Source organism: Sinomonas mesophila (genome assembly GCF_001999765.1).
GTDB lineage: Bacteria > Actinomycetota > Actinomycetes > Actinomycetales > Micrococcaceae > Sinomonas > Sinomonas mesophila.
In genome coordinates this window covers 46,116-67,808 of the sequence record NZ_MTIC01000013.1, presented here as the reverse complement: position 1 = coordinate 67,808, position 21,693 = coordinate 46,116, and the positions used below count along the sequence as shown (strand labels likewise).

Annotated in this window: 18 protein-coding genes; 3 read left to right on the top strand and 15 right to left on the bottom strand. The window is 71.5% G+C overall.

Features of this window, described 5'->3' with window-relative positions:
- Positions 1 to 127: 127 nt before the first annotated feature.
- The 6 genes from BV907_RS14890 to BV907_RS14865 form a co-directional block, all read right to left on the bottom strand.
- Positions 128 to 1,510 carry a sulfate adenylyltransferase subunit 1 gene (locus BV907_RS14890; RefSeq protein WP_077490526.1) on the bottom strand — a complete coding sequence of 461 codons (1,383 nt, stop codon included), beginning with the start codon at positions 1,508 to 1,510 and terminating at the stop codon, positions 128 to 130.
- Positions 1,510 to 2,502, bottom strand: coding sequence for a sulfate adenylyltransferase subunit CysD (gene cysD / locus BV907_RS14885; protein WP_139346806.1), 993 nt, complete (start codon positions 2,500 to 2,502; stop codon positions 1,510 to 1,512). The genes BV907_RS14890 and cysD overlap by 1 nt, the downstream gene beginning before the upstream one ends.
- Positions 2,499 to 3,230 carry a phosphoadenylyl-sulfate reductase gene (locus tag BV907_RS14880; protein WP_077490525.1) on the bottom strand — a complete coding sequence of 244 codons (732 nt, stop codon included), beginning with the start codon at positions 3,228 to 3,230 and terminating at the stop codon, positions 2,499 to 2,501. Before BV907_RS14880 ends, cysD begins: the two co-directional genes overlap by 4 nt.
- Positions 3,227 to 4,996, bottom strand: a complete 1,770-nt coding sequence (locus tag BV907_RS14875; RefSeq protein WP_077490524.1) for a nitrite/sulfite reductase — start codon at positions 4,994 to 4,996, stop codon at positions 3,227 to 3,229. The genes BV907_RS14880 and BV907_RS14875 overlap by 4 nt, the downstream gene beginning before the upstream one ends.
- Before the next feature lie 116 nt (positions 4,997 to 5,112).
- Positions 5,113 to 6,351, bottom strand: coding sequence for an MFS transporter (locus BV907_RS14870; RefSeq protein WP_245828010.1), 1,239 nt, complete (start codon positions 6,349 to 6,351; stop codon positions 5,113 to 5,115).
- On the bottom strand, positions 6,348 to 7,037 hold the full coding sequence (locus BV907_RS14865; RefSeq protein ID WP_077490523.1) for a sirohydrochlorin chelatase: 690 nt from the start codon (positions 7,035 to 7,037) through the stop codon (positions 6,348 to 6,350). Before BV907_RS14865 ends, BV907_RS14870 begins: the two co-directional genes overlap by 4 nt.
- Before the next feature lie 71 nt (positions 7,038 to 7,108).
- On the opposite strand from BV907_RS14865, the gene BV907_RS14860 reads away from it, so the two are divergent.
- Positions 7,109 to 7,528 (top strand): hypothetical protein, encoded by a 420-nt coding sequence (locus tag BV907_RS14860; RefSeq protein ID WP_077490522.1) that lies wholly within the window; start codon positions 7,109 to 7,111, stop codon positions 7,526 to 7,528.
- Positions 7,529 to 7,892: 364 nt separating this feature from the next.
- Here the strand turns inward: BV907_RS14860 and BV907_RS18945 are convergent, their stop codons facing one another.
- From BV907_RS18945 to BV907_RS14835, 4 genes are all read right to left on the bottom strand, one after another.
- On the bottom strand, positions 7,893 to 8,816 hold the full coding sequence (locus tag BV907_RS18945) for a hypothetical protein (protein ID WP_175637484.1): 924 nt from the start codon (positions 8,814 to 8,816) through the stop codon (positions 7,893 to 7,895).
- Between the two features lie 194 nt (positions 8,817 to 9,010).
- Entirely contained in the window at positions 9,011 to 10,114 is a 1,104-nt protein-coding gene (locus BV907_RS14845) for a polyprenyl synthetase family protein (protein WP_077490519.1), read from the bottom strand.
- A gap of 9 nt (positions 10,115 to 10,123) precedes the next feature.
- On the bottom strand, positions 10,124 to 11,455 hold the full coding sequence (locus tag BV907_RS14840) for a geranylgeranyl reductase family protein (RefSeq protein WP_077490518.1): 1,332 nt from the start codon (positions 11,453 to 11,455) through the stop codon (positions 10,124 to 10,126).
- 5 nt (positions 11,456 to 11,460) lie between these two features.
- A complete protein-coding gene (locus BV907_RS14835; RefSeq protein ID WP_077490517.1) occupies positions 11,461 to 12,237 on the bottom strand; it encodes a demethylmenaquinone methyltransferase in 777 nt (258 codons plus the stop codon).
- A gap of 34 nt (positions 12,238 to 12,271) precedes the next feature.
- Between BV907_RS14835 and BV907_RS14830 the strand changes: the two genes are divergently transcribed.
- Positions 12,272 to 13,723 (top strand): isochorismate synthase, encoded by a 1,452-nt coding sequence (locus BV907_RS14830; protein WP_077490516.1) that lies wholly within the window; start codon positions 12,272 to 12,274, stop codon positions 13,721 to 13,723.
- A 98-nt stretch (positions 13,724 to 13,821) separates the two neighbouring features.
- On the opposite strand, the gene BV907_RS14825 is transcribed toward BV907_RS14830, so the two are convergent.
- Genes BV907_RS14825 through BV907_RS14815 form a run of 3 tightly spaced genes read right to left on the bottom strand, consistent with a single transcriptional unit; the run spans position 13,822 to position 16,597 of the window.
- Positions 13,822 to 14,634: an amino acid ABC transporter ATP-binding protein gene (locus BV907_RS14825; RefSeq protein WP_077490515.1), complete on the bottom strand. Its 813-nt coding sequence runs from the start codon at positions 14,632 to 14,634 to the stop codon at positions 13,822 to 13,824.
- Complete coding sequence (locus BV907_RS14820) at positions 14,631 to 15,653, bottom strand: amino acid ABC transporter permease (RefSeq protein ID WP_077490653.1); 1,023 nt, start codon at positions 15,651 to 15,653, stop codon at positions 14,631 to 14,633. Before BV907_RS14820 ends, BV907_RS14825 begins: the two co-directional genes overlap by 4 nt.
- A 5-nt stretch (positions 15,654 to 15,658) precedes the next feature.
- Positions 15,659 to 16,597 (bottom strand): ABC transporter substrate-binding protein, encoded by a 939-nt coding sequence (locus BV907_RS14815; protein WP_077490514.1) that lies wholly within the window; start codon positions 16,595 to 16,597, stop codon positions 15,659 to 15,661.
- 246 nt (positions 16,598 to 16,843) lie between these two features.
- Here BV907_RS14815 and BV907_RS14810 point away from each other — a divergent pair, with 246 nt between their 5' ends.
- Positions 16,844 to 17,740, top strand: a complete 897-nt coding sequence (locus BV907_RS14810) for a dioxygenase family protein (RefSeq protein ID WP_077490652.1) — start codon at positions 16,844 to 16,846, stop codon at positions 17,738 to 17,740.
- A gap of 23 nt (positions 17,741 to 17,763) precedes the next feature.
- Here BV907_RS14810 and menD read toward each other — a convergent pair whose 3' ends face one another.
- Positions 17,764 to 19,467, bottom strand: coding sequence for a 2-succinyl-5-enolpyruvyl-6-hydroxy-3-cyclohexene-1-carboxylic-acid synthase (gene menD / locus BV907_RS14805; RefSeq protein ID WP_077490513.1), 1,704 nt, complete (start codon positions 19,465 to 19,467; stop codon positions 17,764 to 17,766).
- Positions 19,468 to 19,512: 45 nt separating this feature from the next.
- Positions 19,513 to 21,609 (bottom strand): PhoX family protein, encoded by a 2,097-nt coding sequence (locus BV907_RS14800; protein WP_077490512.1) that lies wholly within the window; start codon positions 21,607 to 21,609, stop codon positions 19,513 to 19,515.
- Positions 21,610 to 21,693 lie beyond the last annotated feature (84 nt).

The following is a 21,693-nucleotide window of genomic DNA, read 5'->3' as shown; positions in this document are numbered from 1 at the left end:
TCTTTCGCCCCAGCGCTGTGGCGCGCCGTCAGTCAAGGACGCAACCGAGTGTAGAGACGACGGCGGCGCCCGTCACCCTTCCGAGATGAAAGGGGCGGGCGCCGTCGTGCGTGCGAGGGTCAGGACCTCAGATCCAGTACCGCTCGTCCTCGGTGTCGCCCGGGTGCGTGCCGACCATGCCGGCGGCGAGCGTGTTGCCGTCCTGCGGGTCGATCACGAGGAACGCGCCGGTGCGGCGGTGCGTCGCGTACGGCTCGAGCGGCAGCGGCGCGGCCAGGCGGATCTGGACCTCGCCGATGTCGTTGAGCTCGAGGCCCGACGCCGGGGACACCTCGAAGGACTCGAGGTCGAGCTTGCCGGTCACGGCGCGCACGAGGCCGCGCACGGTCGAGGTGCCGTGCTTGACGTACACCTTCGCGCCCTCGCGCAGCGGCTTGGTCGAGAGCCAGGCCAGCGAGCCGTAAAGGTCCGCGGAGCTCTCAGGCAGCGTGCCGGCGGCGGCGATCGTGTCGCCGCGCGCGACGTCGAACTCGTCGGCGAGGCGCAGCGCGACGGACTGCGGCGCGGCGGCCTCCTCGAGCGAGCGGCCGGCGACGTCGATCCCCACCACGGTGGTCTCGCGCGGCGCCTGGCCGGGGGTCACGACGGCGACGCGGTCGCCGACGCGCACGACGCCCTCGGTCACCTGGCCCGCGTAGGCGCGGTAGTCGCGGAACTCGTCCTCGTCGAGCCCGGGCGCGAGCGCTCCCTGCGGCCGGATCACGGTCTGGACCGGGAAGCGGAACGCCTCGTGCTCGTCGTCCAGCTCGTCGGTGCTCGGCAGCGTCTCGAGGAGCTCGAGCAGCGTCGGCCCGGCGTACCACGGGGTGCGGTTGGAGCGGTCGACGACGTTGTCGCCGTCGAGCGCGGAGACCGGCACCGCGACGGCGTCGCGGAGACCGAGCTCGCCGGCCACGCGGGCGACGTCCTCGGCGATCTCCGAGAACACGGGCTCGGAGAAGTCCACGAGGTCGATCTTGTTCACGGCCACGACGACGTGCGGCACGCGCAGGAGCGCAACGACGGAGAGGTGCCGGCGGGTCTGCTCGAGCACGCCCTTGCGGGCGTCGATGAGCACGACGACGGCGTCCGCGGTGGACGCGCCCGTCACCGTGTTCTTGGTGTACTGCACGTGGCCCGGGCAGTCCGCGAGGATGAAGTTGCGGCGGTCGGTCGCGAAGTAGCGGTACGCGACGTCGATGGTGATGCCCTGCTCGCGCTCGGCGCGGAGGCCGTCGGTGAGGAGGGCCAGGTCCAGGCCGCCCTTCTCGCCGCCGAAGCCGCGGTCCGCGGAGGTGCGGGCGACGGCGTCGAGCTGGTCGGCGAGGATCGCCTTCGAGTCGTGCAGGAGGCGCCCCACGAGGGTGGACTTGCCGTCGTCGACGGAGCCGGCGGTGGCGAACCGGAAGAGCGAGCCGGAGCCCAGCACCGCCTCCGCGGACTCGACGATGTCGATCGGGGTCGAGGTCATCAGAAGTACCCGTCCTTCTTGCGGTCTTCCATCGCCGCTTCGGAGATGCGGTCGTCGGCGCGGGTGGCCCCGCGCTCGGTGAGGGTCGAGGCGGCGACCTCGCGGACGACGTCGTCCACCGTGAAGGCGTCCGAGAGCACGGCGCCGGTGCAGGACATGTCGCCGACGGTGCGGTACCGGACCGTCTTCACGACGACGTCCTCGTCCGGGCGAGGCTGGGAGAACTCGCCGATCGCGCGCCACATGCCGTCACGCTGGAACACCTCGCGGTCGTGCGCGTAGTAGATCGAGGGCAGCTCGATGTTCTCGCGGGCGATGTACCGCCAGATGTCCAGCTCGGTCCAGTTGCTGATCGGGAAGGCCCGCACGTGCTGGCCGACGGTGTGGCGGCCGTTGTACAGGTTCCACAGCTCGGGGCGCTGGTTGCGCGGGTCCCACTGGCCGAACTCGTCGCGCAGGGACAGGATGCGCTCCTTGGCGCGAGCCTTGTCCTCGTCGCGGCGGCCGCCGCCGAACACGGCGTCGAACTTGTTCCGCTCGATCGCATCCAGCAGGGGCACGGTCTGCAGCGGGTTGCGCGTGCCGTCGGCGCGCTCGGCCAGCTCGCCGCGGTCGATGAACTCCTGCACGGAGCCGACGACGAGCTTGAGGCCCAGGCGCTCGACGGTCCTGTCACGGAAGTCGAGGACCTCGGGGAAGTTGTGGCCTGTGTCCACGTGCAGCACGGGGAAGGGCACCTTGCCCGGCCAGAAGGCCTTCGCGGCGAGGTGGAGCATGACGACCGAGTCCTTGCCGCCCGAGAACAGCATCGCGGGGCGCTCGAACTCGGCGACGACCTCGCGGATGATGTGGATGGCCTCTGCCTCGAGGGCGTCGAGCAGGGGCAGGGCCGGGCCGACTTCGGCGGCCACGGCCTCCTGCTCCTCGGCCCGCTCGGCCACGGGGAACTCCTGCGTCACGCTGTCTACCGTCTCTTCAACTCGAGTGCTCATACGTGGAGCCCGCATTCTGTCTTGTCGGTGCCGGACCAGCGCCCGGCACGGGGGTCTTCTCCTGGGGCGACGGGCCGCGTGCAGGGCGCGCAGCCGATCGACAGGTAGCCCTTCGAAAGGAGGGGGTTGACCGGCAGGAGGTTGTCCTCGGAGTACTCGACGAGCGCCTCGAAGGTCCACGGCGCGACCGGGTTGACCTTGACGAGGCCGTTCTTCTCGTCCCACGTCACGAGCGGCGTGTTCGTGCGGGTCGGGGACTCGTCGCGGCGGACGCCGGTGAACCACAGCTCGTAGCCGGCCAGGGACCGGCTGAGCGGCTCGACCTTCCGCAGCGCGCAGCAGCGGCCGGGGTCGCGGGCGAAGAGGTCCTTGCCCTCGGCGGCGTCCTGCTCGGCGACGGTCTGCTTCGGCGTCACGTCGACGATGGTCACGCGCAGGTTCTCGGCTACCTCGTTCCGGGTCTGGTACGTCTCCGGGAAGTGATAGCCAGTGTCGAGGAAGAGGACGTCGACGCCGGGCAGCTGGTCCGCGACGAGCGCCGGCAGGACGGCGTCGGCCATCGAGCACGCGACGGCGGTGGCCTCGGTCGCGAAGTTCCGCGCCACCCAGCCGATGACCTCCTGGGCGGAGGCGTCCCAGCCGAGCTCGGCGGCGCCGGCCTCGGCGAGGGCCTTGAGCTCCTCGATGGAGCGCTTGCTGGGCTTGATTGCCGTGGCGTCACCGGTCACTGCAGGGCCTCCTCGTCTGCGGACAGGGCCCACTCGGCGAAGCTCTGCTCCTCGCCGGTGCGGTCGGCGTGGTAGCGGCGGGTGACGCGCTCGACGTAGTCGGGCAGGTCCTCCGCGGTGACCTTGAGGCCGCGCACGGTGCGGCCGGTGCCGGCCTCCTCGCGCGTGTCGGAGGCGAGGCCGCCGCCGAGGTGCACCTGGAAGCCGGGGGTCTGGCCGCCGTTGCCGTCCGGCAGGAGCTGGCCCTTGAGGCCGATGTCCGCGGTCTGGATGCGGGCGCACGAGTTCGGGCAGCCGTTGACGTGCAGGGTCAGCGGCTTGAGCAGCGCGTCGGCGCCGCTGCCGTCCTTGGCCGGCGCGTCCGCGAAGCGCTTCTCGAGCTCGGCCACCGCCGCGGTCGCGGTGTCCTTCGTGTCCACGATCGCGAGCTTGCAGTACTCGATGCCCGTGCAGGCGATCGTCGAGCGGCGCCACGGGCTCGGGTTCGCGTAGAGGCCGAGCTCCTCGAGGCCCGCGACCAGCGAGTCGACGCGGTCCTTCTCGATGTCGAGGACGACGAGCTTCTGGTGCGGGGTCGTGCGCAGGCGCTGGGAGCCGTGGGCCTCGATGAGGTCCGCGAGCTGGAGCAGGATCTCGCCCGAGACGCGGCCCACGGTCGGCGTCGCGCCGATGTAGAACTTCCCGTCCTTCTGCGCGTGCACGCCCACGTGGTCGCCCGGCGTCGACGGCTTGACGGCGGCGGGGCCGTCCGGGAGCGGCGCGGAGAGGTACTCGGTCTCGAGGACCTGGCGGAACTTCTCGGCACCCCAGTCCTGGACGAGGTACTTGAGGCGGGCCCGGTTGCGCAGGCGGCGGTAGCCGTAGTCGCGGAAGATGCTCGTGACGCCGGCCCACACCTCGGCGGCGCGGGAGGGCTCGACGAAGGTGCCGAGGCGCACGGCGAGGTGCGCCGCCGTCGAGAGCCCGCCGCCGACCCACAGGTCGTAGCCGGGGCCGAGCTCGGGGTGCACGACGCCGACGAGCGCGATGTCGTTGATCTCGTGCACGACGTCCTGGGACGGGTGGCCCGTGATCGCGGACTTGAACTTGCGCGGCAGGTTCGCGAAGGACTCGTCGCCGATGTAGCGCTCGGCGATCTCCTGGATCTGCGGCGTCGGGTCGAGGATCTCGTCCGCGGCGATGCCGGCCACGGGCGAGCCGAGGATGACGCGCGGGACGTCGCCGCAGGCCTCGGTCGTGTAGAGGCCCACGGACTCGAGGCGGCGCCAGATCTCCGGCACGTCCTCGACCTCGACCCAGTGGAGCTGGATGTTCTGGCGGTCGGTGATGTCCGCAGTGCCGCGCGCGAAGTCGACCGAGATCTGGCCGATGACACGCAGCTGCTCGGTGGTGAGCGCGCCGCCGTCGATGCGCACGCGCATCATGAAGTAGCGGTCCTCGAGCTCGTGCGGCTCAAGCGTGGCGGTCTTGCCGCCGTCGATCCCGGGCTTGCGCTGGGTGTAGAGGCCCCACCAGCGGAAGCGGCCGTGCAGGTCGGTCGGGTCGATCGAGTCGAAGCCGCCCTGGGCGTAGATCGTCTCGATGCGCTCGCGGACGCTGAGCCCGCCGTCCTCCTGCTTCCAGGCCTCGTTGGCGTTGAGCGGGGTGGTCCCGTCCACCTTCCACTGCCCGTTGGGCTTGGACGCGCGGGGACGGGCCGGCCGCGCCGGGGCCTCGGCCGCGCGGGCGGATCGCTCCGTGCGCTCGGGTGCAGCAGTCTCACTCATGCATTCGAGGGTACGGACGCCACGCGGTCCCGCCCTACGCCCTGTGACACGGAGGGTCACCCGAGGACACATTTCGTCGCATACCCGCGCATTGTGACGGGGAAGGCTTGACTCACCTAGCGCTGGAACGAGCTCCACGGGTGCGTCGCGCCGTAGCGGCGGAGCCACAGGGCGAGCAGGAGGCAGACGGCGTAGCCGGCACCCACGGCGACCCACCCGGCGTCGAACGCGCCCGTGGCGTCGGCGAGGACGCCCATGAGCAGCGGCCCGAGCGCGAAGCCGGCGTACATGCCCATCGAGAGGACGCCGGAGGCCGCGCCGATGCGCTCGGCGGGCACGACGACGAGCACGGCGGCGTTCGTGATGACGTTGGCTCCCAGCACGGTCGCCCCGTGGAGCGCGACGCCGGCCCACAGGAGCGCGGGCGCGTGCCACGCCCCCGCCCCGAGCAGGCACGCGATGCCCGCAACCGCTCCCACGGCGAGGACCGCAAGGAGGCCGGAGGGCCGCGCGCCGCGGGCCATGCGGCGCCCCCACATGATGCGCGAGGTGACCCCGACGATCCCCGAGACGCCCGCGGCCGCGCCCGCGAGGACGAGGGGGAAGCCGAGCTCCCGCACGGCGAAGAGCGGCAGGTAGACGTTCGTGGCCTGCATGCCCAGGCCCGAGCAGAACGCGAAACCCGCGAAGAGCCACACGGGGAAGCCGAGCGTGCCGCCCGAGCCGCGCTTCGCCGTGCGCGGACGGGGCGGCTGCCGCGGGACCGTCAGGAGCCCGAACGCGAGGAGCCCGAGGGCGACGGCGGCGGCGAGGCCGAAGGCTCCGTGCCAGCCGAGCCACAGCGAGATGGCGGGGAAGAAGAGGCCGGCGAAGAGCTGGCTCGCCTGGACGCCGGACTGCTTGACGCCGATCCAGCCTGCGCGCTTGGCGTGCGGGACGTCCGTGACGATGACGCGGTTGGTCGTGGGGTTCGAGAGCGACTGCGCGGGCCCGGCCAGGAGCGAGGCCGCGAGCAGGAGCCAGTAGCTGCCTGCGAGGGCCGCGGCGACGAGCGCGACGGCGGTCCCGCCGAAGATGACGACGAGCTGCTGGCGCGTCGTCGTGCGGTCGCTGAGCCGCCCGAGCGAGAAGCTGCTGACCGCCGCGGACGCGAACACCGCCCCGGCGAGGATGCCGAACTGGGACTGGCTGATGCCGAGGTCCGCGATGATGAGGGGGCTCACGGCGCTCAGGCCATAGTTGAGCAGGGGCCCGACGCCCATCGCGGCGACGAGCACGACGAGGATGGCGGGCCGCCCCGCGAGCTCGGGGGTGGGGCCAGTCGTCGAGCGCGGTGTCGCTGCGCCCGGGGTCACTGCGCGGCGGCGAGGGCCGCGTCGTACCGGTCCAGGGCGAGCTCGGCGATGACGGGGGACGGCAGGAGCGGCGCGGCGACGGCGTCGGCGCCGGCCTTGGCCAGCTGGTCGTGGAAGTACCCGGGGGCGAGGAGGTAGCTCGCCACGACGATGCGGCCTACCTCCTCCTCGCGCAGCTCCGCGACTGCCTCGGGGACGCTCGGGCTCGCGCTCGCGCCGTAGCCGGGCAGGATGCGGTTCGGGACGCGGTGGCGCAGCATGTCGGCGAGCCGCTCGATATCGACCGCCGCGCGCGGGTTCGACGAGCCTGCGGCGGCGAGGACCACGGCGTCGTCCGCCCCGAGGCCCGCCTCCTGGAGGCGCTCGGCGAGCAGCCCGGCGAGGCGCTCGTCCGGGCCGAGCGGCCCGGCCGCGAGCGTTCCCGGCCGCGACGTGACGGCCTTCGCGATGTCCACCTTGACGTGGTAACCCACGGTCAGCAGGAGGGGGACGACGACGGCGCGCGCGCCCTCGGGCAGGCCCGCCACGACCTCGGGCAGCTCGGGGCCGTGGACATCGACGTACGCGTCCAGGACCGTCAGTCCCGGGCGGGCGGCGCGGATCTGCTCGACGACCTCGAGGATCGCTGCCTTGCCCTCGGTGTTGCTGGTTCCGTGCGCGCAGGCCACGAGGAAGTCGTGAGTCATGAGGGGAGCGTACCCCTGAGGGGGTTTACGTGGCAGAAACGCGGCCCCTGCGCGCGGCTAGGATGAACAGCATGAGCGAGATGTTCCTGGAGAAGTTCCGCGCGCTTGTCCCCAAGTACCTCGAGGATCCCTGGCAGCCGAGCGACGGCCTCTCCGAAGAGGAGCTCGACGACGCCCTCGAGGAGCATGCGTTCACGATCCCGCTCGCGCTGCGGGAGTTCTACCTCGCGCTCGGCGGAAGCGAACTCATGGAGGCGTACCACTTCTTCTGGGACCCCGAGGAACTCGAGGTCGACGATGAGGGATTCCTCATGTTCCTCGAGGACGAGGAGGAGCAGTTCACGTGGGGCTTCCGGTCCGGGGACCTGCGCGTCCCAGACCCCATCGTCTACCGCAAGAACAACGCGCGCGGCGAGTGGGTCTCCGAGGACGGGACGTTCTCCGAGTTCACGTTCGACATGTTCGAGTGGGTCTTCACGGACGAGGACTAGCCTGCGTAACGCATGTGACGCCTGAGTTCACACATTGTTGACGGGGTCTATTGGCTTTTTGACGAATCTGTCATATGCTGGGTCGTGGGTTCACTACTTAGCCTCCAGTGAATCCGGGTGCGAACGGAAACGGCCCCGGGGAGCGGTTCTACCGCCTCCCGGGGCCATCCCTTTTAACCTCCCAACGATCCGGGGTCACCTCCCAACGATGCGGGGTCACCTCCCAACGATCCGGGGTCACCTCCCAACGATCCGGGGTCACCTCCCAACGATCCGGGGTCACCTCCCAACGATGCGGGGTCACCTCCCAACGATCCAAGGGTCACCTCCCAACGATGCGGGGTCACCTCCCAACGATGCGAGGTCACGACACCCGTGCGGCCAGGTACTTACGCAACTCAGCCCGGACGCGGCCAAAATCGTCGTGTCGGTCTTCGGCCGTGACGATGATGACGACCCATCCGGCTGCACGGAAGGCGGCATCCCGCCTGGCATCGCGCTTCCGCCGTTCATCTGTTTGGTGATGGCCGCCGTCGTACTGCAGGACGACCTTGATGCCGCGGTAGCCCAGGTCGCCGCTGGGAGAGAAGGGGTCGTAGGGCCGCAACACGATCTGCAGTTCGGGTTCAGGGAATCCGTAGGCGAGGAGACAGAGCCGCAAGAGCGTTTCCGGCACAGAGTCGGCTCCGACCCGCATGTCAGCGAGTGCGGCCCGGCATCTGGCCACGCCCTGCATCTTCGGGTGTGCCCGGAGCATCGCGGCGAGTGAGTTCCTGGTAGCATGCGGACGGTCACGGCCTTCGAAGTCGGGTCGCGGGACTCGGATCAGCTGGTCGCCGAGGACCACGAGCGCCACCGGGCCGAGCTCATTCCCCAGGTCGAGCCACGTCCTCGCGGGACTGCTGACCCGGATCCCGGATTCGACTTCCACGACCTCTTCAGGGCGGATCCTCACACGGTGTCCAACGACGCCGGCGCGTCTGACCCTCGGCAGCTCAGTGGGCTTGCTGAGGTGGAGAAGGGTCTGATCGTCTGCAGCGTCGGGAAGCCACAGTCCGTGCAAAGCTGCAGCCGTCCGATGCGAGGCCCAGGCGCCGGGCGTTACAGCCAGATGCGCGCGGACTCGGTCGACAAGCCCAGACTGGCCCCCTCCAGGCACATAGAGCTCCCGGCTTACGTGCCGGACGTCCTCGCGTAGCAGGGCGAAGTAGTCCAGACCGTGTTGTCGGGCAGCGGCAGCCGTGAAGGGTGCGTCGAGCATGGCCCCGTGAGTCGCGAGAACGTCCATGGCGAACATGGTGGCACCGACGGGCGGAGCCCATCCGACGTTATCCACAGGGCCGGCTCGACGAAAGCGTCACCGCGCGGGAGTCCGATTCCCCTCCACAGGAAGACGTGGGATCGGACGTAACCCCGCAACGTTGAGAGATGACCCCGCAACACAGGGAGGTGACCCCGCAACGTTGGGAGGTGACCCCGGGACTAGAGGGTGCGGTCGACCACCGCGTCGGCGAACGCCGCAAGCGAGGCCTTCACAACCCCCTCGGGCAGCGGCTCGAGCGCGGCCTTCGCGGCATCGGCCCACTCGCGGGCCACGGCCCACGCCTCCTGCGTCGCAGGATGCGCCGAGAGGGCCTCGACCGCGCGGGCGAGCGCCTCGTCGCTCGTGAGGTCACCGTCCACAAGGGCGACGACCTCCGCCGCGGAGGCATCGCCGTCGTGCGCGGCCCGGCGCGCGAGCAGGACGGGGAGCGTGGGCACACCCTCGCGCAGGTCGGTGCCCGCGGACTTGCCCGAGGAGGCCTTGCCGCCGGTCACGTCGATGACGTCATCGGCGAGCTGGAACGCGACGCCGACCTTCTCGCCGTACTCGACGAGCAAGTCCTCGTACTCGTCCGGCGCGCCCGAGAAGATCGCCCCAAGCTGGCCCGAGGCCGCGATGAGCGAGCCGGTCTTGTCCGCCAGGACGGACAGGTAGTGCTCGACCGGGTCCTCGCCATCGCGCGGGCCGACGGTCTCGTGCAGCTGCCCGAGGCACAGGCGCTCGAACGTGCGGGCCTGGATGGACAAGGCGCGGCCGCCGAGCTCAGAGACGAGGATCGAGGCGCGCGCGAAGATGAGGTCGCCCGTGAGGATGGCGACCGTGTTGCCCCACACCTCGTGCGCCGTGGGGGCGCCGCGGCGGTACGGGGCGGAGTCCATGACGTCGTCGTGGTAGAGCGTCGCGAGGTGCGTCAGCTCGACGACGGCGGCCGCCTGCAGGACCTCGGGACGCTCCGGGTCGCCAAGGTGCGAGCACAGGATCGTCAGGAGCGGGCGGATCCGCTTGCCGCCGGCCTCCACGAGGTGCCGGCTCGTCGCGTCCGCGAGCGGGTCGGAGTTGGCGATGGCCTCGCGGAGGCGCTTCTCGACCCGGGCCATGCTGGTCGTGATCGCCGGGCCCAGCTCGGCGTCGTCGGCGATCGCGGCGAAGCCCGCGGGAAGCTGGAGGCCGGCGGCGATCGCCGTCGTGGTCGGTGCCGGCTCAGCCGACGACGGGCGGCCATGCCCGGCGTGCGTCCAGCTGTGGTCTCGAGAAGTCGTCACGGGTCAAGCCTAGCTTTCGGGGCGCCGGGTGGGCGCAGGCGTGCGGGGGCGGTCAGTGTTGGAGGTCGCCGGGACGAGCGACTCCAGGACGCGGATCGCGGCGTCGGGCAGGCTCGTGCCCGGCCGGTCGGCGAGATTCGCGAGGAGCCGCACGACGAGGCGCATGAGCGGCGGGATGGGCATCCCCGTCGCGAGCGCGGCGCGCATGACGGCGGGATGTCCGATGAGCGCGGCGAACATCCGCCCGAGCGTGAAGTGGCTCCCCCACTCCGCGCGCACCCGGCCGGCATACGCCGCGAGCCGGCGGTCGACGTCGTGCGCGGACGGCCGCGCGAGGCCCGCCGCGCGCTGGGCCGATGCGGCGTCGACGAGGTACTGGGCTGCGAAGCGCGCGGACTCCATGGCATACGAGATGCCCTCGCCGTTGAACGGGCTCACCATGCCGCCGGCGTCGCCGAGCAGCGCCATCCCCGGAACGACGTGCGGGGTCCGGTTGAAGCCCATCGGCAGGGCGGCGCCGCGCACCGGGCCGACCTGGTTCTCCTCGGTGAAGCCCCATTCCTCGGGCATCCCCGCGGTCCAGTCGCGCAGCACCTGCCGGTAGTCGAGCTTCCCGAACTCCTCGGACGAGTTGAGGATGCCCAGGCCCACGTTCGAGGTGCCGTCGCCGACGCCGAAGACCCAGCCGTAGCCAGGCAGCGGCTTGCCGTCCCGGCCGGGCAGCTCGAGCCAGCCCTCCATCCAGTCGTCCTCGTGGCGGGGGCTCGTGAAGTACGTGCGGTACGCGACGCCGAGCGGGCGGTCGTCGCGCTTCGCGAGCCCGTGCGAGACGGCGGCGCGGGTCGAGTTGCCGTCGGCCGCGAGCACGACGTCGGCCCGGAACTCGCGCGTCTGGCCTGTCCGCCTGCCGTCCCCGTCGAGGAGGTGGGCGCGCGCGCCCACGACGCGGCCGCCATCGTCGATCACCTCAGTGACGGCGTGGCCCTCGAGAATGCGGGCGCCCGCCGCGCGGGCGTGCTCGGCGAGCTCGGCGTCGAAGCCGAGGCGCGTGCGGATGAGGCCGTAGTCCGGGAAGTCGCCGAGGGCGGGCCACGGGAGCTCGAGCGTGCGGCCGCCGGCGATGAGGCGCAGGCCCCGGTTGCGGCGCCAGCCGTCCGCCTCCGCGTGCGGGAGGCCGAGGAGCTGGATCTCGCGCACGGCGCGCGGGGTCAGTCCGTCGCCGCAGACCTTCTCGCGCGGGAAGCGCGTCTTCTCGAGGACGGTGACCGGCACGCCGGAGCGGGCGAGGTAGTGGGCAGCGGTGGAGCCGGCGGGGCCGGCCCCGATGACGAGGACCTCCATGCGTCTCAGCGCGCGGCGCGGCGGGCCCGGCGGGCCTTGGCGAGCGGGCCAGCGGTCGACGCCGGGGCAGCGGGCTTGTGCGCGCGGTGGACGGCGACGATCCCGCCCGTGAGGTTGCGGTACGTCACCTTCTCCCAGCCGTCCGCGACGAGCCACGCGGCGAGGTTGTCCTGGTCCGGCCAGGCCCGGATCGACTCGGCGAGGTACACGTACGCGTCCGGGTTGGACGAGGCGCGGCGGGCAATCCCCGGGAGGGCGCGCATGAGGTACTCGAGGTAGATCGTGCGCCACAGGGGGTTGACCGGGGAGGAGAACTCTGCGACGACGAGCCGCCCGCCCGGCCTGGTGACGCGGAGCATCTCCTGCAGGGCACGGTGCGGGTCGTTGACGTTGCGCAGCCCGAAGCTGATGGTGACGGCGTCGAAGGAGTTGTCCGCGAACGGCAGGTTCGTCGCGTCGCCGGCGATGAAGTCGATGTCCGGGCGGCGGCGCTTGCCGACGCGCAGCATGCCGAGGGAGAAGTCGCACGCGACGACGTCGACGCCGGCGTCCGCGTACGGCTCGGCGGAGGTGCCCGTCCCGGCGGCGAGGTCGAGGACGCGCTGGTGCGGGGCAGCGTCGACCGCATCGACCACGACCTTGCGCCACCGGCGCGTCTGGCCGAGCGAGAGGAGGTCGTTCACGACGTCGTATCGGGGCGCCACCTCATCGAACATGCTTGCGACTTCGTCGGGACGCTTGTCAAGGGATGCCCTGCTGCCTGCGCTGCTCACCCGCACCATTCTGCCAAAGATTAGCGCGTAGGCTTGATCCATCATGAGCCACCCCCTCCGCGCCCTCAGCATCGACCTGGGCGATGACTTCCCCGCCGGGGACCTGGCCGCCTTCCTCGCCGAAACGCCGAAGGCAAAGGGGAAGGCAAAGAGGAAGGCAAAGGGGAAGGCAGAGGGCGCGGCCCGGGGTGCAGCGGATGGCACGGTGCAGTGCTGGACGCGGCGCGGCGAGGGACACCTGGGCTTCGGCGAGGCGGCCCGCTTCACCGTCACGGGGCCCGAGCGCTTCATCGAGGCCGAGGCGTGGTGGAAGCACCTCGTGCTCGAGGCCGAGGTCGACGACGCGGTCGGCCATCCGGGCACGGGCCCGCTCGCGTTCGGCAGCTTCGCGTTCTCCAAGACCTCGCGGTACCTCTCGCGGCTCATCGTCCCCGAGCTCGTGCTCGGCATCCGGGACGGGCGGGCGTGGGCGACCCAGCTCAGCACCGACGGCACGGTGCCGAGCGAGGCATTGCTTCGTGCCGCCGTCGGGCGGATCGCCTCGCGGCTCGGGCAGGCTGCGAACCCAGCGCACGACGGCGCGCACCCGCCCGCGGCGACGGCCGCGCACCACGGCGCCCGCTCGCCGTCGTCTGCACCCGCACCGGCGGCGCATCGCCACGCCGCGCTCCTGCCTGGCGCGCTCGGACAGCAGCGCTGGACCGACGCCGTGGCCGCCGGGGTCCGGCGCATCCGCGCGGGAGAGCTCGAGAAGCTCGTGCTCGCGCGGGACATCGTGGTCGAGGACGGCGCCGGGATCCCGCGCGCCGAGGTGCTGCGGCGGCTCGCGGCGGCCTACCGGGACACGTGGGTGTACGGCGTGGACGGGCTCGTGGGCGCGACGCCGGAGATGCTCATCCAGGTCGAGGGGCGCACGGCGCAGGCGCGCGTGCTCGCGGGCACGCTGGACCGGCGCGACGCCCTGGGCCAGGGCGACGGGTACCCCGCGCGGGTCCTCGCGGGCTCGGCGAAGCAGCGGCACGAGCACGAGATTGCGATCCAGTCCCTCACCGTGGCGCTCGAGCCCTTCTCCGAGGCGATGAACTCGCACGAGGAGCCGTTCATCCTCGAGCTGCCGAACGTCTTCCATCTGGCCTCCGACGTCAAGGCCGAGCTCGCCGACGTCGAAGGGCACGTGCCGACCTCGCTCGCGCTCGTCAACGCCCTGCACCCCACTGCCGCGGTGTGCGGGACGCCGACGCTCGTCGCGGGCGCGCTCATCCGGGAGCTCGAGGAGCTCGACCGGGGTCCGTACGCGGGGCCGGTGGGCTGGCTCGACGGCGCCGGGAACGGCGAGTGGGGCATCGCGTTGCGCGGCGGGGTCATCGAGACGCCGACGACGATGCGGCTGTACGCGGGCTGCGGGATCGTCGAGGCGTCCCAGCCGCAGGCCGAGCTCGCCGAGACCTGGGCCAAGTTCCGCCCGATGCTCGAGGCCCTGGGCATCGAACGCTGACCCCGCAACGCAGGAAGCTGACCCCGCAACGCAGGAAGGTGACCCCGCATCCATAATCGGGATGCGGGGTCACCTCTCAGGGATGCGGGGTCACCTCTTTAGAGGACGCGGCTCAGGAAGCCCTTCGTGCGCTCGTGCTGGGGGTTGGCGATGACCTCTCGGGGGTGGCCCGATTCGACCACGACGCCGCCGTCCATGAAGGTCAGGGTGTCCCCCACCTCGCGGGCGAAGCCGATCTCGTGGGTCACGACGACCATGGTCATGCCGGACCGTGCGAGGTCCTTCATGACGTTGAGGACGTCGCCCACGAGCTCCGGGTCGAGGGCCGAGGTCGGCTCGTCGAAGAGCATGAGCTCGGGGTCCATCGCGAGCGCCCGGGCGATCGCGACGCGCTGCTGCTGCCCGCCCGAGAGCTGCGCCGGGTAGTGGTAGGCACGCTCGGACAGCCCGACCCGGTCGAGGAGCTCGAGCGCGCGGCGCCTCGCCGCGGCCTTGCCCTGGCCCTTGACCTGGACCGGGGCCTCCATGACGTTCTCGACGGCCGTCTTGTGGCCGAAGAGGTTGAAGCGCTGGAACACCATGCCGATGTTGCGGCGCTGGCGCGCGATCTCCTTGAGGTGGAGCTCGTGCAGCTTCCCGCCCCGCTCGTGGTAGCCGATGAGCTCGTCGTCGACGAAGATCCGTCCGGCGCTGATCGTCTCGAGGTGGTTGATGCAGCGCAGGAGGGTCGACTTCCCGGACCCGGAGGGGCCGATGAGGACCGCGACCTCGCCCTGCCGGACGGTCATGTCGATGCCCCGCAGGACATGGTGGTCGCCGAAGTACTTGTGCACGCCCTCGATCCGGACGAGCTCCTTGGTGTCGCGCCGTCCGTCCACGACGGCGGGCTTCGGCTGTGCTGGGGCGCTCATCGTCCGCTCTCCTCAATGTCCTTGCCGGTCACGGTCGGGCCGCCGGGGATGGCCTCCCCCGGCTCGACGCCGGTCGGAGCGGTGCCGGTCGGAGCCGTGCCCGCCGCCGCGGCCTTGGCCGCCGCGGGGTTGACGGGGGGCGCCCCGCTCTCGATTCCCTTGCCGTAGTGCTTCTCGATGTAGTGCTGGCCGACCATGAGGATGCTCGTGATGACGAGGTACCACGTGGCCGCGACGATGAGCAGCGGGATGGGCAGGTACGTGCGGTTCGCGAGCGAGTTCGTCACGAAGGTCAGGTCGAGGGTGAAGGGCACGGCCAGGACGAGCGAGGTCGTCTTGAGCATGCCGATCGTCTCGTTGCCGGTCGGCGGGACGATGACGCGCATGGCCTGCGGCAGGATGATCCGCCACATGATCTTGCCCCTGCTCATCCCGAGCGCCTCGGCCGCCTCCGCCTGGCCCTTGTCCACGGACTTCAGGCCCGCGCGGAAGATCTCCGCGAGGTAGGCGGACTCGTTGAGCCCGAGGCCGAGGACGGCGGGGATGAAGCCGCGCGTCGGGTCCTCGAGCACCCACGTGACGAGCGCGGGGCCGAACGGGATGCCCAGGGACATCGTGGGGTACAGGACCGTCACGAGCCCCCAGAACAGGAGCTGCGTGTAGACCGGGGTACCGCGGAAGAACCACACCCAGACCCAGCTGGACCAGCGGAAGATCGGGTTGTCCGACTGCCGCATGACGGCCAGGAGAACGGCGAGCACGATCGCGAGGACCATCGACAGGACCGTGAGCAGGAGCGTCCAGCCCACGCCGCGGACCACGTTGACGTCGAGGATGTACAGCGCCACGGTCTCCCAGTGGAACTGGGGGTTCGTGGCGAGGCTCTGGATCCCCAGGGCCACGAGGAGCAGGATGACGGCGGCGCCGACCCACCGGCCCGGATGGCGGACCGGAACCGCCTTGATGAGCTCCGGTGCGCCGCCCTGGGCGGTCGCGGCTTCAGCCTTGTGAGCAGTCATGACCATCAGACAGCCGGGTTGACCTCAGGCTTGGAGATGGCGCCGTCCTCGTTGCCCCAGGCCTTGAGGATCTCCGTGTAGGTGCCGTCGTCCATGAGGCTCATGAGCGTCTTCTGGATGAGCCCGGCGAGCGCGAGGTCCGACTTCGCCACGGCGATGCCCTGCGGTGCCGAGTCATACGTGTCGCCGATCTTCTCGACCGCGCCGTTGGTCTGCGTGATCGCGTAGCCCACGATCGGCGAGTCGGCCGCCATCGCATCGAGGGACCCATTGACGAGGCGCGTGTTGATGTCGGTCTGCGTCTTGAGCGTGACGATCTCGATGGACGGCTTGCCCTCGGCCTGGCACTTCGCGTTGCGGCCGGCGAGGTCCGGGTCCTCCTGGACGGTGCCGGTCTGGACGCCGATCTTCTTGCCGCACACGTCATCGAGGGAGAAGTTCTTCGGGTTGCCCTTCTGGACTGCCCACGAGGTGCCGGCCTCGAAGTAGCTCACGAAGTTCACGGCCGCGAGGCGCTCGGGGTTGATGGTGAAGGAGGAGATGCCCAGGTCGTACTTCGGGCCCAGGGCGGGGAGGATGCCCGTGAACTCGGCGGTCTGCACCTCGACGTCCAGGCCCAGCTTCGCGCCGATCGCCTTGGCGAGGTCGACGTCGTAACCCATCGGGGTCGCGTTGTCGGCCCCTCCGAGGAACTCGGCCGGGGCGTAGGAGGTGTCCGAGCCGACCACCAGCTTGCCCTTGGACTTGATGGCGGCCGGGACTTGCGCCGCGAGCGTGGCGTCCTCGGACACCGTGCTCGGATCGAATGCCGCGGCAGAGGCGGTGCCGGTGGGGGTGGCGGCGCCGCCGCCCGTCTCCGAGGCCGTGGTGCAGGCCGTGAGCGCGAGGGCCCCGACGGCGAGAACTGCGGCGCTTCTGGCGGCGAGCTTCGCGGAGAAAGTCATATCTCTACCTTTACTTGGAGGTACTAGTCGAAAGTGCTATGCGACGCCTCATCCTACCCGCTCCCCTCGCGAGATGAGATGTGCATCACAGGCAACTAATGTTTCACTATTGGACAACATCACGGCAGAGGAATCAAGCCCGGCACGGCGGCCGCGTTCTGGGATTCCAGACAATCGCCGGGGGGCTGCGGTTGGGGCCCATCGACGCACAGCAGGAACTCAGCGTCCCTTCCGACAATGGTCAGCATGAGCGACTCACCGCACCCCGACCACGACCGCGGCCTCGAGTTCGACCTGGCCACGCTCCTCACCCGCCGCCGCGCCCTCACCCTCGCCCTCGGCGCGGGCGCGACCGCCGCGCTGGCCGCCTGCACCCCCGGGGCGCCCGGCACCGGTCAGGGCACGACGGCGACGACGACGGCGGCGGCCGCCTCGCCGCCGTCGTCCGCGACTGCAGCAACGGGCACCACGATGACCCCGAGCCCGACCGTCACCCGGGCGATCGCCGAGTGCGGCGTGGAGATCCCCGACGAGACGGCCGGGCCGTTCCCCGGCGACGGCACGAATGGGCCCAATGCCCTCGAGGCGTCCGGAATCGTGCGCAGGGACATCACCGGCAGCTTCGGCGGCGGGAGCGCGACCCGGGCCGAGGGCGTCCCGCTGACGCTCACGCTCACGCTCCTCGACAACTCGAACGGCTGCGTGCCCCTGACGGGCGCCGCGGTCTACGTGTGGCACTGCGACAGGGAGGGCAGGTACTCGATGTACGACGCCGGCCACGAGGACGAGAACTTCCTCCGCGGCGTCCAGGAGGCGGACGCGTACGGACAGGTCACCTTCACCACGATCTTCCCCGGCGCCTATCCCGGCCGCTGGCCGCACATCCACTTCGAGGTCTTCGACTCGCTCAGCAACATCAACTCGACCGGGCGGGTGCTCAAGGTCAGCCAGGCCGCGCTGACCGAGGCCGCGTGCAACGACGTCTACGCCACGGAGGCCTACGCCGCGAGCCGACAGAACTTCCCCGGGATGTCGCTCAGCCGTGACGCGGTCTTCCGGGACGACGGCGCCCGGTACCAGCTCGCGACCATGGCGGGCAGCGCGGCAGCCGGGTACACGGCTGCCCTGAACGTCACGATCTGAGCCCCCTCGGTCCGAGCCGCCGCTCAGCCGCCGTGCCCGACCGCGGCCGCGACAGCCTGCCGGATCCGTCCATGGAGGCCGCGGAGCCCGGTCCGGTCGACACGGGCCTCGATGACCTCGCGTCCGCCGGCGCGGGGGGAGGCGAGGGCCTCGGCGGCCTCGGCGGGCGTGCGCACGAGCCGGTGCCGCGCCCCGTAGGCCGCCGCGAGGGCCCGCAGGTCGGCACGGTGCGGCGTGCCGAAGAGGCGCTCGACGGCGGACGCGGCACCGGGGCGGGTGGCCGGGTCCCCGCCGACGCTGCCGTGCTCGAGGAGCCCGAAGATGGCCCCGCCGGCGTCGTTGAGCACGATGACGCGCAGGTCCGGCTCGGCCTCGCCGAGCCCCACGAGCAGGCCTCCGGCGTCGTGGAGGAACGTGAGGTCTCCGAGGAACAGGTCGGTCGGCGTCCGGTTGCCCAACCACAGCCCCGCCGCCGTCGAGACCGTCCCGTCGATGCCCGAGAGGCCACGGTTGGCGTAGACCCGCGCGGTGGGCTCGGCGGCCGGGGCCGCCGCGAGGTCCACGTCCCGGATCCCGTTCGAGGAGCCGAGCATGAGCTGGCCCCGGGCCAGCCGCCACACGATCTGGGCCAGGCCCGGGCCGGTCAGCGGCGCGCCCGGCGCCCCGAGCTCCCGGTCGATCGCCTCCTGGGCCGCGGCCCCGGCGAAGAGCCACGCGTCGAGCCACCCCTCGGCGCCCCGGCCCGCGAAGAGCGAGAGCTCGTCGAGGTCCGCCACGAGCCGCTCCCGCCGGCGGCCCTCCGTGAACCAGGGGACGGTGCGGGGGTGGTACAGGGCCGTCTGGACGGAGTCCCGCGCGAGGAGGGCGGTCACCGGCCGGGAAAGGGTGGGCCGGCCGAACAGCACGACCCTCTCGATCCTGTTCCCCGGGCGCCCGTCGAGCAGGAGCCGGTACGGGCCGACGGCGTGGCTGCCGTAGCGCGCGTTCGAGGATGGTTCGGCCAGCAGCGGCAGGCCGTGCGCCGCGGCGAAGGCCTCGGCGAGCGGGCCGGAGCCGTGGCCCGCGAGGACCACGGTGCGGCGGGGCGGGAGCCCGCCGTGCGCCGCGACGACGGGCCGCTCGAACGAGGGCCGGGGATCGCGCCCGGCGGACCCGCCGCTGGGCGGCTCCCACTCGCCGTCCGGCACGAGCGGATCGCGGAAGCACAGGTTGAGCTGGACGGGGCCCGCCGGGATGCCCTCGAGGACCCCGGAGGCCGCGTTGAGGGCCGTGCTGACGGCCGACGACGGCGGCTCGCCCGCGGCGACGGAGCTCGCGAACCGCACGTGCTCGCCGAAGATGTCCAGCTGCTCGGTCGTCTGGTTCGCCCCGGTGCCGTGCAGCTCCTCGGGCCGGTCGGCGGAGAGGACGAGGAGCGGGACCCCGGCGTGGTTGGCCTCCATGACGGCGGGCAGGAGGTTCCCCACGGCCGTGCCGCTCGTGGTCGCGACCGCCGTCGGCCGCCCCGAGGACAGGGCGGCGCCGAGCGCCGTGAAGCCTGCCGCGCGCTCGTCGATGCGCACGGCGAGCTCGAGCAGGCCGCGCCCCTCGGCCTCGGCGAGCGCGTACGCGAGGGGGGCGCTGCGCGAGCCCGGGCTGACGACGACGAAGCGGACGCCGCCCGCGAGGAGTCCGGAGACTGCTTCGCGGGCGGCGTCGAGGGAACTGAGGGGGCTCACGCCCCCCATCCTAGGCAGGCCGCCAGGGGCCGGACCGCAGCCGGCCCGTCTGGGCTAGTTCGCGTGCGCTGCCGGGAGGATCTGCACGACGGACGGGCGCGGGCCGGCGAACTGGCCCGGGCGCGCCGCGGTGCCGGCGGGCAGGTAGTCCGGGAAGTACGAGTTCGGCGCCGCGTAGGTGCCCTCCTCGCCTGGGTGCTGGACCGAGACGAAGACGTGGCGCTCGGCGTCGCGGACGATCGGGCCGCAGGTTTCCGCGTCCCGCGGGACGGAGAGGAACTGCTCGACCTTGCCGCGCTCGGGACCCTCGAGGGTGACCTTGAAGAGGCCGTCGTTGTAGCCGATCTTGCCCGGAGCGCCGTCGGTGGAGATCCACAGGTTGCCGACGGAGTCGAACGCGAGGTTGTCCGGGCACGAGATCGGCGAGACCTGGTCGACGGGGTAGCCCGCGAAGTAGGTGTTCCCGAACTGGGCCGGATCGCCCGCGACGAGCAGGAGATTCCACGTGAAGGTGGTGGACGTCTGATCGCCGCCGTCCTCGGTGATCTCGACGATGTGGCCGTCGCGGTTGAGCGAGCGCGGGTTGACCCCGGTGGGGCCTTCCTTGCCGTCCTTGCCGCGGTCGTCATTGTTCGTGCACGCGACGTAGACCTTGCCCGTGAGCGGATTGGGCTCGACGTCCTCAGGGCGGTCCATCTTCGTCGCGCCCTGGGCGTCCGCGGCGAGGCGCGTGTAGACGAGGACCTGCTCGGTCGTCATGCCCTCGACCACAGACTCGTTGTCGACGACGAGCGGGAGCCACGTGCCGACGCCGTCGAACGCGCCGTCCGAGGGAAGCGCGGCCGAGCCATCGATCTCGGCCTCCGGCGAGTCGCCCTCGAACCTGGCGACGTAGAGGCTGCCGTTGGAGAGCAGCGTCTTGTTGTGCTCCCTGTCCGCGGCCGTGGCGCCCGGGCGGTACGTGTCGCGGGAGACGAACTTGTACAGGTAGTCGAAGCGCTCGTCGTCGCCCGTGTAGGCCACGACCTTGCCGTTGGCGGCGATGTGGACGTTCGCGCCCTCGTGCTTGAGGCGGCCGAGCATCGTGTGCTTCTTGGGGGTCGACGTCGGGTCGAGCGGGTCGATCTCGACGATCCAGCCGAAGCGGTTGGCCTCGTTCTCGTAGCCGGGGTTGCGGGTGTCGAAGCGGGGGTCGTCGAGCTCCCACTTGCGCGTGGTCGCGCTGTCCTTCAGGCCGTACCGCTTGTCCCCTGCGGAGGTCCCGGGCGCGCGGAAGTAGCCCTGGAAGTTCTCCTCGCCCGAGAGGACCGTGCCCCACGGCGTCGTGCCGCCGGCGCAGTTGCCGAGCGTGCCGAGGATGCGGCGGCCCGTCGGATCGTCCTTGGTCTTGAGCAGGTCGGAACCGGCGGCCGGGCCGGTGACCTCGTACGGCGTGTCGAGGAGGTAGCGGCGGTTGCGCGGGGCGCCCTTGACGTACGACCAGGCCTCGGTGGTGTTCTTGCGCTCGAGCTCGACGACGCTCAGTCCGTGCGCTGCGCGGGACACCGCACGGACGCGCTCCGGGTCGGCGGCGATCTCGGCGTCGGAGAACATGATGTTCTCGTTGGTGTACTCGTGGTTCGCGAACAGCACCGCGTTGCGGCCCTTGCTGCCGGCGAGCTCGATGATGTCCGAGTAGTCGTTGTTGTAGCCGAACTGGCGGGCCTGGGCCTCGGGCGTCTGGTTCGCGGCGTCGAACGCGGGGGCGTCGTGGAAGAGCGGGTCGCCCCAGCGGATGATCGGCTTCCAGGCATACCCGGCCGGGACCGTGAACTCGTCGGCGAGGTAGTTCACGGGGGAGATCGGTGTGAAGTCCAGCTTGGTCGGCTCCGCGGTCTTCACGGCCTGCGAGAGCCCGGCGGCCTCGGCCCGGCCAGTGCCCGTGCCCGTGAGCGCGAGGGTCAGCGCGCCGGCGAGGCCGAGGCCCAGGGCCGAACGGCGCGAGATCTGGCCCTCGACGATGTCGCGGAAGTAGTTGTTCTGCGAGGTGTTGCACACCTCGCCGGCGCACGCGTTGTCGCACTTGAGCGCGCACGTCACGGCGCTGCGCTTGCCGCGGACGTGGCCGAGCATGGGCAGGCCGAGCAGGGTGCGCTGGTTCTCAGCAGGCATGGGTTCCTCCGGAAGGGTTGGGCACGAACGGCCCCACAGAACCAGCCCCAGGCGAATCCGGTTCCACCCGCAGGTTAACCGACG

Coding starts and splice junctions, on each gene's coding strand:
- BV907_RS14860 (WP_077490522.1), top strand. CDS start 7,109: ATGAGCGAGATGTTCCTGGAGAAGTTCCGCGCGCTTGTCCCCAAGTAC.
- menD (WP_077490513.1), bottom strand. CDS start 19,467: ATGGGGGGCGTGAGCCCCCTCAGTTCCCTCGACGCCGCCCGCGAAGCA.
- BV907_RS18945 (WP_175637484.1), bottom strand. CDS start 8,816: ATGGACGTTCTCGCGACTCACGGGGCCATGCTCGACGCACCCTTCACG.
- BV907_RS14825 (WP_077490515.1), bottom strand. CDS start 14,634: ATGAGCGCCCCAGCACAGCCGAAGCCCGCCGTCGTGGACGGACGGCGC.
- BV907_RS14830 (WP_077490516.1), top strand. CDS start 12,272: ATGAGCCACCCCCTCCGCGCCCTCAGCATCGACCTGGGCGATGACTTC.
- BV907_RS14815 (WP_077490514.1), bottom strand. CDS start 16,597: ATGACTTTCTCCGCGAAGCTCGCCGCCAGAAGCGCCGCAGTTCTCGCC.
- BV907_RS14875 (WP_077490524.1), bottom strand. CDS start 4,996: ATGAGTGAGACTGCTGCACCCGAGCGCACGGAGCGATCCGCCCGCGCG.
- cysD (WP_139346806.1), bottom strand. CDS start 2,502: ATGAGCACTCGAGTTGAAGAGACGGTAGACAGCGTGACGCAGGAGTTC.
- BV907_RS14890 (WP_077490526.1), bottom strand. CDS start 1,510: ATGACCTCGACCCCGATCGACATCGTCGAGTCCGCGGAGGCGGTGCTG.
- BV907_RS14835 (WP_077490517.1), bottom strand. CDS start 12,237: ATGGTGCGGGTGAGCAGCGCAGGCAGCAGGGCATCCCTTGACAAGCGT.
- BV907_RS14810 (WP_077490652.1), top strand. CDS start 16,844: ATGAGCGACTCACCGCACCCCGACCACGACCGCGGCCTCGAGTTCGAC.
- BV907_RS14840 (WP_077490518.1), bottom strand. CDS start 11,455: ATGGAGGTCCTCGTCATCGGGGCCGGCCCCGCCGGCTCCACCGCTGCC.
- BV907_RS14865 (WP_077490523.1), bottom strand. CDS start 7,037: ATGACTCACGACTTCCTCGTGGCCTGCGCGCACGGAACCAGCAACACC.
- BV907_RS14800 (WP_077490512.1), bottom strand. CDS start 21,609: ATGCCTGCTGAGAACCAGCGCACCCTGCTCGGCCTGCCCATGCTCGGC.
- BV907_RS14820 (WP_077490653.1), bottom strand. CDS start 15,653: ATGACTGCTCACAAGGCTGAAGCCGCGACCGCCCAGGGCGGCGCACCG.